This window comes from Streptomyces sp. NPDC001410, assembly GCF_042895235.1.
Classification (GTDB): Bacteria; Actinomycetota; Actinomycetes; order Streptomycetales; family Streptomycetaceae; genus Streptomyces.
Window position 1 is genome coordinate 19,771 of sequence record NZ_JBIAWE010000040.1, and the last position, 8,995, is coordinate 28,765.

Here is an 8,995-nt window from a genome sequence, read left to right on the forward strand (position 1 = left end):
CTGCTGTCATCGCGCGTGGAGCAGGGGGCGGGCCGGTGCGGTCCGCCCCGCTGTCACATGGGATGCCGCGCGGGTCAGATGATGCCGCGCGGGTCAGAAGGGCTTGGTCGGCAGGTACTTGCCGTCCAGGGTGATGACGGCGCGCTCGCCACCCTCAGGGTCGGCGACCTTCTTCACGTCGAGCTTGAAGTTGATCGCGGAGATGATGCCGTCCCCGAACTGCTCGTGGACCAGTGCCTTCAGGGTGGTGCCGTAGACCTGGAGCATCTCGTAGAAGCGGTAGATGGTCGGGTCGGTGGGGATGCCGCCGGAGATCGAACCGCGGGTGGGGATCGTCTGGAGCAGCATGGCCGCGTCCTGGTCCAGGTCCAGCAGCTCGGCGACAGCCTCCGCGGACGCTTCGGGCAGGGCGTGCTGGCCCAGGACTGCTGCGGTGGTGAAGGCCACCGACAACCCGGAGACGTCGGCGATCTGCTGCCAGGAGAGGTTCTTGCGGGTCTTGGCCTCCACCATGGCGGCGGCGAGTGCCTGGCGGGCGGTGGGGTCGAACTGGGCGTGCACCATGAGAGGGGATCCTTTTCTGGGGGTGCCGGTTCGCGGGGGAAGCCGGACCGGCAGGTTGTTGGGGGTGGGGTGGTGGTCCCGGGCGCGCCAGGCCGCATGCGGGCCCGTGTCAACGGCTCCGGGGAGGGCGCGGGCCGGGCCCTTTTTAGGACGCGAGGGCGGCACCCGTGCCGACGGCGTCGAGCCGTTCGATGCGCCCGGTGGCGATGTCGAAGACCCAGCCGTGCAGCGTCACCCTGCCCTCCGCGAGCGCCCGGGCGACAGACGGGTGGGTGGCCAGGTTCGCCAGTTGGGCATGCACGTTCTGGCGCACCAGGGCCGCTGTCTTCCGTGGGCCTGCCTCCATGCCGGCCGTGCGGGCCATGGCGGCGTCAGCGTGCCGCAGCCAGTCGGCGACCACGGGTGCGCCGCTGAGGTCGTGGCCCTCGGACAGGGCCGTCATCGCGCCGCAGGCGGAGTGCCCGCAGACGACGATGTCGCTCACGCCGAGCACGGCGACGGCGTACTCGATGCTCGCCGTGACCCCGTTGGCGCCGGGGCTGTAGGCGGGGACGAGGTTGCCGGCGGTACGGATGACGAACAGCTCGCCCGGCTCGCCCTGAGTGATCAGTTCCGGTACGACACGGGCGTCCGAGCAGCCGATGAACAGCGTGTGCGGCGTGTGATGCGCGGCCAGGTGGGCGAAGAGGTCCGCCTTGGCCGGGAAGACGTCCTGCTGGAAACGCGCGACGCCGTCGGCGAGGTCGGGCATGGGGTCACTCCCTTCGGTGTCTGCCGGCCCCCGTGGGCTGGCGAATTCCACCATGCATGACCTGCGGCTATAGAGTCCAAGAGCTGATATCCATGACTGCTATTGGACTCATCTATAGTGGCGCTATTATGGCCAGTCTGGAATTGCGTCACCTGCGCTACCTGCTCGCCGTGGCCGAACACGGCAACTTCACCCGCGCCGCCGAAGAGCTGCACATCTCCCAGCCCACGCTGTCCCAGCAGATCAAACAGCTCGAACGTGCCCTCGATGTACAGCTGCTGGATCGCACCGGCCGCACGGTACGACTCACGGACGCGGGCGCCGTCTACACCGACCACGCCCAACGCGCACTGCGTGACCTCGCCGCCGCCGAACGCGCCGTCCACGACGTCCAGGACCTCTCCCGCGGTCACCTGCGCCTGGGCGTCACCCCCACCTTCACCGCCTATCTCGTCGGCCCGCTCATCACCGAGTTCCGCACTCGCCACCCCCGCATCGGTCTGACCATGACGGAGACGACCCAGGACCGGATCGAAGCGGCCCTGCTCGCCGACGACCTCGACCTGGGCATCGCCTTCACCGGTCCCCATCTGCCCGGCATCACCGCGACACCGCTGTTCACCGAAACCCTCAGCCTGGTCACCGCCACCCAGCACAACCGGACGCCGCCTGAACCCCTGGGCGTCCGGGTCTTGCAGGAAAGGGAACTCGCCCTGCTCAGCGGCGACTTCGCCACCCGCGGCCACATCGACGACTACCTCGCCGACCATCGGGTCGCCCCCCGTATCGCGGTCGAGGCCAACTCCATCCAGGCTCTCATCGAGATCGTCCAGCACACCACGTTGGCCACGGTTCTCCCCGACGCCATCACTCACGACCACCCCCACCTCACCCCCGTCCCGGTCGACCCGCCCCTGCCCACCCGCACCGTGGCCCTACTGCGGCGCGATGGCGCCTACCGCAGCGCCGTCGGCCGAGCCTTCACCCAACTCACCCACGGCCTCGTCCGTGCCCGTGGATACACCCCGCCCTCCTGATGTGCTCGCCAGTCCAGGCGGCGCTCGCTGCGCCGGAGGACGAGGCACCTTCCGGCGCCGCCCCGATTCCTCGTGGACGTGCCTCAGGACGGACGAGGTGCGACAGCGGCTCGGCCGGGCCCTCGACGACCTTCGCACCGGGCAGGGGCGACCCTGAGGCACCGCCTGCCGGACTTCAGCGTGTCGGGCCGACGGCGGCAACCTTCGTCGGTGTGGGGCCGTTGAGACCGAGCTGTTGTCCGAGGCCGACGCCGTGCCGGTACAGGGCCGTTCCCTCGGCGAGGCGGTTCTTCTCCCATGCCGCCAAGGCGGCGTCCGGGGAGGGGAGTTGCTGGAGGGCGGTGCATAGGGTGATGGCGTCGGCGGCTGCCTTCTCCGCGCTGGCCGCCGTGTGAGGCCGTACGACGAACGCGGCGTCCCCGGTCAGCAGCATCCGGTCCTTGCGCATCCGACTGACCCGCCCGTCGAGGATCGCCTGCGCGAACGGTTCACGCGTGTGTTCCACGAGCAGGCGCAGGGGCTCGGGGAGCGACGTCCGTGCACGGTCCAGGAGTTCGGCGTTCACCTGCGGCGCGATGAGACCCGGGGGCAGGGACAGTCCGTGGGCGGTGCCGTCGCGGTCTGTGGTGCGCTGCGAGGCAGCGAGCAGGCCGAGCAGCAGGGCGGCCAGGGCGAGGTCGGCGCCGGCGAGGGTGGGGCCCTTCAGGTTCAGGACTAAGGTGAGGGCGAGGCCGCCGATGGAAGTGCCGGCGGCGATGCCGACCTGGAACGCGGAGGTGGCCAGGGCCATGGGCGGGGCGCGTCCGGCTCCGGCGATGCGGACCACTGACCGAGCACATCCGCCGTTTCGGCGAATACTCCACCCACGAGCTCGCCGACGAACCCGACGCCTACAACCCGCACCTGGACGTCGACTTCACCCCGATCCGCGGTGACGGCCCGCCGACCGACGGATTCAGCCAGGCCGCGTGAGCCGGCCAAGGGCCGGATGCCGAGCGGGCCGGGCGCGTGTTGGTGAGCACCTCACGGTGCCGTGGCACCGCGTCCGAAGGCTGATCCCGGGGACCGAGTTGAGGTCACAGCAATCGGTTCACCAGCCTGTCGATGTAGTCCGGGGTGAGCGGGCCCATGCCGAACAAGACGCGGATATACATCGGGGCCAGGATGTGGTCCAGCACGTCGAACGCGTCGGGTGCGTGCTCGCCACGGTCGCGGGCGCGATCGAGCATGGACTGCAGTTGCCGGGTGCGTTCGGCGCGGAGGTCGGCACCAGCCTGCAGGCCCTGCTGACCGCTGCTCGACAGGGCGACGGCCAGGTGCAGCACCGCCGGACCGTCGGGTCCGGTGATCTCGCGGGCCACTTGGGCCGCGTAAGTGCGCAGGTCGCCGGCGAGGCTCCCGGTGTCGGGCATCGGCGACTGCGCATTGAGGCGGGTGAGCGCCACGTCGGTGAGCAGGGTTTCCAGGCTGCCCCACCGGCGGTAGATGCTGCTGTCGGCTACGCCCGCGCGGGCTGCGACGTCGCCGACGGTGAAGTTGCCGTAGCCGCGCTCGCTGATCAGGTCGGTGACGGCCTGGTGCACCTGCGCGCCGACGCGGGCGCTACGCCCGCCGGGCCGCCGGGCTCGCTGTCGCTCGTTCATGCCCCCACCTTAACGCAGTCGTGACTTGCGTTTGTGAGGCAACCCTCCTTATGGTCGCCTAACGCAGTCAGTGACTGCTTTAGGGCGCTCAGGTGTATCGCCACCCGCGTCGACCATGGCCGGGCGCAACTAACGATTGAGAGGAATCCCCATGGCTGCATCGCATGCGGTCGCAGGCAGTCGATCAAACCGGGCCGTGCTGCTCACGGTGACCTGCTTAGGCCAATGCATGGTCCTGCTCGACAACACGATTGTTGGAGCGGCGCTGCCCGATATGCAGCACCGGCTGCACACTCAGTTGACCGGCCTGCAATGGATCGTCGACGCGTACGTACTGCTGGTCGCCATGCTGCTGCTGTCCGGCGGTGTCTTCGCCGACCGATTCGGGCGCAAGCGGGTGTACCTGACCGGCGTGGCGGTGTTCACCGCCGCGTCGCTGCTGTGCAGCCTCGCGCCCTCGGTCGGCTGGCTGGTCGCCGGCCGGGTGCTGCAAGGCATCGGGGCCGCGGCGCTGAGCCCTGCCTCGCTCGCCCTGCTCGCCGCCGCCCATCCCGCGCCGCAGGAACGAATCAAGGCGATCGGGCTGTGGGCCGGATTCAGCGGAATCGGTCTGGCCGCAGGCCCCGTGGCCGGCGGCGTGCTGGCAGAAGCCTTCGGCTGGCCCGCCATCTTCCTGGTCAATCTGCCCATCGGCGTGGTCCTGCTGCTGGTCGGCCTGCGCCACCTCGGCGAGTCCCGCAATCCGAGCGCCCCCGCGATCGACGTCCCGGGCACGGTGCTGTCCGTTCTGGCGGTGGGGGTACTGGCCTACGGGCTGATCGAGGGTGGTGCCCGCGGCTGGACCTCACCGGTCATCCTGGGCAGCCTCGCCGCCGCGGTGATCCTCCTCGCCGCCTTCGTCGCCGTCGAAGCGCGTCGTTCCGCTCCGATGCTGCCGCTGCGGCTGTTTGGGCAGCGCCTGTTCACCGTGTCCAACACCGCCATGGTCGTGGTGGGGTTCGCGCTCATGGGTTCGTCGTTCTTCTTCTCCCAGTTCTTCGTGTACGTCCAGGGCAGCTCGATCCTGCGCGCCGGCCTGCAGACCCTGCCGATATCCCTCGCCATGGTGATCGTCAGCCCGTACGCGGGCCGGCTCGCCGCCCGCTACGGCTTCCGAATCGTGGTTACCACCGGCCTGGCCCTGGCCGGCCTGGGACTGCTGGCGCTCGGTATGGTGCACGCCGACACCGGCTACGGGAACGTGTGGTGGCGGCTGGGACTCGCCGGCCTCGGCTTCGCCCTGGCCATGTCCCCACTGACAGGCGCCGCCATCCAAGCAGTCAGCCCGCAGGAAGGCGGCCTCGCATCAGGCATCAGCAGCACCACCCGGCAGATCGGCGCGGTGCTCGGCGTGGCGGTACTCGGAGCCATCGTCCGCACCCGGCAATCCGGCGGCGCCTCCTTCGAGACCGGCCTCAACAGCGCCTTCCTCGCTGCCGGCACCGTCACTTTGGCCACCGCCGTGTTCACCGGCCTGTGGCTGGCGAGGTCCAAGCCCGCGGAAGGCTCCGCGGCGCCGCATCGTTCCACCGATCCAGATGCGGTCACCACCTCGAACGAGGCATCCGTGAACAGCCGTTGACAACAACAACCGCCTTGGCCGGGAGAAGCGGCTGCGCGCCGAGGGCGTCGACATCACCATGCCGCTGCCGAGGACCCCTGGGCGAACGCTACTTCCAGATCACCGACCCCAGCGGCGTGATCGTCCAGTTCATCGAGTGGGTCACCCCGCCCAGCCCCGAGAACACCTGAAGCCCCACCGGGCCAGGGTGATCCGGCCCCGGCCCGGCGACGCACCGCCAGGGCCGTGTGCGACATCCCGCAACCACGCAAAGGACCCCGACCTTGTCCCCTGACCCGACCACCGTGCACCCGCTGCCCGCCCACGACCGCGTGGTGTTCCTCAAGCCGCTGGTCACCTCGCCGAACATCACCGTGGGCGAGTACACGTATTACGACGACCCGGACGGCGCCACGGAGTTCGAGCGCCGCAACGTCCTCTACGCCTACGGGCCGGAGCGTCTCGTCATCGGCAAGTACTGCGCGATCGCCTCGGGAACCACGTTCCTGATGGCCGGCGCCGAGCATCCGACGATGGGGGGGGCGACGTACCCGTTCACCATGTTCGGCGGCCGGTGGGCCGAGCGGACGCTGGACATCGTCAGCGCCATGCCCAGCCGCGGCTCGCCCGGTACCCGAACCAGACGTCGTTGCCGACGACCGTGTCGCCCGGCGTACGGATTGGCGACGGCGCCATCATCGCGGCCGGCGCCGTGGTCACCGCCGACGTCCCGCCCTACGCGATCGTCGGCGGCAACCCGGCCAGACCGATCCGGCAGCGCTTCGACGACGCCGACGTCGAGCGGCTGCAGCGCGCCACGTGGTGGGACTGGCCCGCCGACCTGGTGACCGAACACGCCCGCATCCTCATGGCCGGGACACCCATCGACATCGAACGCATCGCCACCGAGCACGGACAGGGGAAGTCCCTTTGAACCACGTGACCCAGGTATCCATCGAAGAGCACACGGTGGCCGACCACATGGCCGGACCCTACGCCCTCACCACGGGACCGGACGGCGCCCTGTGGTTCACCCTCGTCCACAGCGGTCGGATCGGCCGCCTCGTCCCCGGCGAGGAGCCGACGACCCACCGGCTCGACCCCGACAGCGGGCCGACCGTCATCACACCCGGCCCGGACGGCGCGCTGTGGTTCACCGAGTACCGGGCGGACCGGATCGGGCGAATCACCACCGCCGGCATGATCGACGAGTTCGGCGTGCCCGGCTCCGGCTGCGGGCCGTTCGGCATCGCGGCGGGACCCGACGGCGCGCTGTGGTTCACCGAGACCGCCGCCGACCGCATCGGCCGCATCACCATCGACGGCAGCGTCACCGAGTTCCCGCTCCCCGTCACCGGCGCGTTCCCGTCCGCGATCACCGCCGGCGGCGACGGAGGGATGTGGTTCACCCTCAACCAGGGCAACACCGTCGGGCGGATCGACATGGACGGTGCGGTCACCCTCCATCCCCTGCCGACGGAGGCGGCAGGGCCGGTCGGGATCACCTCAGGCCGCGACGGAGCGCTGTGGTTCACCGAGATCGCCGCCGGTCAGATCGGCCGGATCACTCCCGACGGGCGGATCACCGAGTTCCCGTTGCCCGACCGCGCCGCCCGACCGCACGCCGTCACCGTCGACGGACAGGGCACCGCGTGGTTCACCGAATGGGGAGGCAACCGCGTCGGCACGATCACCCCCGACGGCTCCGTCACCGTCCACGACCTGCCCACCCCCCCGCTCCGAACCGCACGGCATCACCGTCGGTCCAGACGAGGCCCTGTGGACCGCGCTGGAGATCGGCGCACTCGCCCGCATCGCCCCGCCGGACAGCACCGCCTGAACAAACCACCCCCTCCCACACCGCCAGCAGTGGTCGCCCGTACGGCGGCCGGAGAGGAAAACCCATGAAATACGCACTCGTGATCTTCGAGACGGACGAATCGCGCCGCCGGATCCAGGCCGACCGGGGCGCGTACCGCAAGGAGTACGAGGGCTGGATCGGCGGCCTCGCCGCGGCCGGGAAACTGGTCGGCGGCGAAGCCCTGGAGACCGAGCGCATCGCGCCCTCGACAGTGCGCACTGCGGCCGATGGGACGTCGACGGTGACCGACGGGCCCGCGCACGCCGGCGAGGAGACCCTCGGCGGCTGGTTCATCGTCGAGGTGGCCGACCGCGCGGAAGCCCTCGAACTGGCCAAGAGCCTCCCCACCCCGGAGACCGTCGAGGTCCGCCCGATCCTCGAATCCGCCTGACCGGCACCGGGAACCGGCCCGACGGCACAGCGCCCGGCCGCAGGGTCGCCCCTGTCGTGCCGCCTGGCCGTCGCAGTCGACGATTTCACGGATCTGGCAGGCATTCGCTCTCCAGCCGCACCGGGCCGAGACGTTCAAGCTGAGTTCGACCAGGCCTTCCACTGGCACCTGCTCGACAAGGGCGGGGTCTCCTAGGGACGGGAGACCCACCTGTCAATAACGTCCGTCAGTTTTAGAACTAGTAGTGCTTCGTTACGTCGAGTGATCTCGGCTGGTGGTGGGCATCCTCGTGGTGTGAGGTTGGGGGAAGTGGAGCGGCTCCGGGGTGAGTTATCGGAGTTCGTTGGCGATGTGTTTGCTTCGGTGCCGCGGCGGGATCAGCGGCGGTGGGGCGAGTGTTATCTGCGGGGTCTGATGCTGGACGGCCGACGGAAGTCGATCCAGCCGATGGCCGAGCGGCTGCCGGACGGCAACATGCAGGCTCTGCAGCAGTTCGTGAACCAGTCGCCGTGGGACCCTGGGCCGGTGCGGCGGCGGATCGCCCAGCGGCTGTGCGAGGCGATCAGTCCCGAGGTGTGGGTGATCGACGATGTGTCGTTCCCCAAGTGCGGCACCGCCTCGGTCGGGGTGGCCCGCCAGTACTGCGGGGCCTTGGGCAAGCGGGCCAACTGCCAGGTCGCGGTCAGCGTTCATGGCGCCACCGACACGGCATCGTGTCCGCTGGACTGGCAGCTCTACCTGCCCCGGGAGTGGACGGACGACCCGGACCGCTGCCGCAGAGCCGGAGTCCCCAAGGGCACGGGCCATCAGGAGAAGTGGCGTCTGGCACTTGGACTGCTCGACATGCTCGCCGCGTGGGGATTGACGGCCCCGGTCGTGGTCGCTGATGCCGGCTACGGCGTCAGTACCTCGTTCCGCCTCGCACTGGAGGAACGCGGTCTGGCTTATGTGCTGGCACTGACCGGGAAGGAAGTCGCCCACCCCGAACAGGCCGAGCCTCACCAGCCCGACTACGGCGGCCTGGGACCGCCGACCCTGCCGCGCTATCGAACCCCGCCACGAGTCCTGTCCCAGCACGCAGCCCAGATCCCTGCGGACATGCTCGTCGAGGTGACCTGGCGGCAGGGCAGCAAAGGGCGGATGACCTC

General features: G+C 70.0%; 8 protein-coding genes and 2 pseudogenes. 6 read left to right on the plus strand and 4 right to left on the minus strand.

All coding sequences use genetic code 11. The features are described 5' to 3' along the window. Positions 1-93: 93 nt before the first annotated feature. Both cynS and ACFY3C_RS45050 read right to left on the minus strand, forming a co-directional pair. Entirely contained in the window at positions 94-564 is a 471-nt protein-coding gene (gene cynS / locus ACFY3C_RS45045) for a cyanase (RefSeq protein ID WP_390775089.1), read from the minus strand. Positions 565-709: 145 nt separating this feature from the next. Further along, positions 710-1,315 (minus strand): carbonic anhydrase, encoded by a 606-nt coding sequence (locus ACFY3C_RS45050; RefSeq protein WP_390775090.1) that lies wholly within the window; start codon positions 1,313-1,315, stop codon positions 710-712. 128 nt (positions 1,316-1,443) lie between these two features. On the opposite strand from ACFY3C_RS45050, the gene cynR reads away from it, so the two are divergent. Beyond that, positions 1,444-2,352 carry a transcriptional regulator CynR gene (cynR, locus tag ACFY3C_RS45055; protein ID WP_390775091.1) on the plus strand — a complete coding sequence of 303 codons (909 nt, stop codon included), beginning with the start codon at positions 1,444-1,446 and terminating at the stop codon, positions 2,350-2,352. A gap of 175 nt (positions 2,353-2,527) precedes the next feature. On the opposite strand, the gene ACFY3C_RS45060 is transcribed toward cynR, so the two are convergent. Together ACFY3C_RS45060 and ACFY3C_RS45065 are read right to left on the minus strand one after the other, a co-directional pair. Then, positions 2,528-3,178, minus strand: coding sequence for an FAD-dependent monooxygenase (locus ACFY3C_RS45060; protein WP_390775092.1), 651 nt, complete (start codon positions 3,176-3,178; stop codon positions 2,528-2,530). A 250-nt stretch (positions 3,179-3,428) separates the two neighbouring features. Further along, positions 3,429-3,995: a TetR/AcrR family transcriptional regulator gene (locus tag ACFY3C_RS45065; RefSeq protein WP_390775093.1), complete on the minus strand. Its 567-nt coding sequence runs from the start codon at positions 3,993-3,995 to the stop codon at positions 3,429-3,431. A 151-nt stretch (positions 3,996-4,146) separates the two neighbouring features. On the opposite strand from ACFY3C_RS45065, the gene ACFY3C_RS45070 reads away from it, so the two are divergent. From ACFY3C_RS45070 to ACFY3C_RS45090, 5 genes and pseudogenes are all read left to right on the plus strand, one after another. Further along, positions 4,147-5,616, plus strand: coding sequence for an MFS transporter (locus tag ACFY3C_RS45070; protein ID WP_390775094.1), 1,470 nt, complete (start codon positions 4,147-4,149; stop codon positions 5,614-5,616). Between the two features lie 263 nt (positions 5,617-5,879). Continuing rightward, positions 5,880-6,529 (plus strand): annotated as a pseudogene (locus tag ACFY3C_RS45075) (CatB-related O-acetyltransferase). A gap of 47 nt (positions 6,530-6,576) precedes the next feature. Continuing rightward, positions 6,577-7,435 (plus strand): annotated as a pseudogene (locus ACFY3C_RS45080) (virginiamycin B lyase). Positions 7,436-7,499: 64 nt separating this feature from the next. Beyond that, on the plus strand, positions 7,500-7,847 hold the full coding sequence (locus ACFY3C_RS45085) for a YciI family protein (protein WP_390775095.1): 348 nt from the start codon (positions 7,500-7,502) through the stop codon (positions 7,845-7,847). Positions 7,848-8,141: 294 nt separating this feature from the next. Next, positions 8,142-8,995 (plus strand): IS701 family transposase (locus ACFY3C_RS45090; RefSeq protein ID WP_390775096.1); only part of this gene is annotated, 854 nt, incomplete at its 3' end.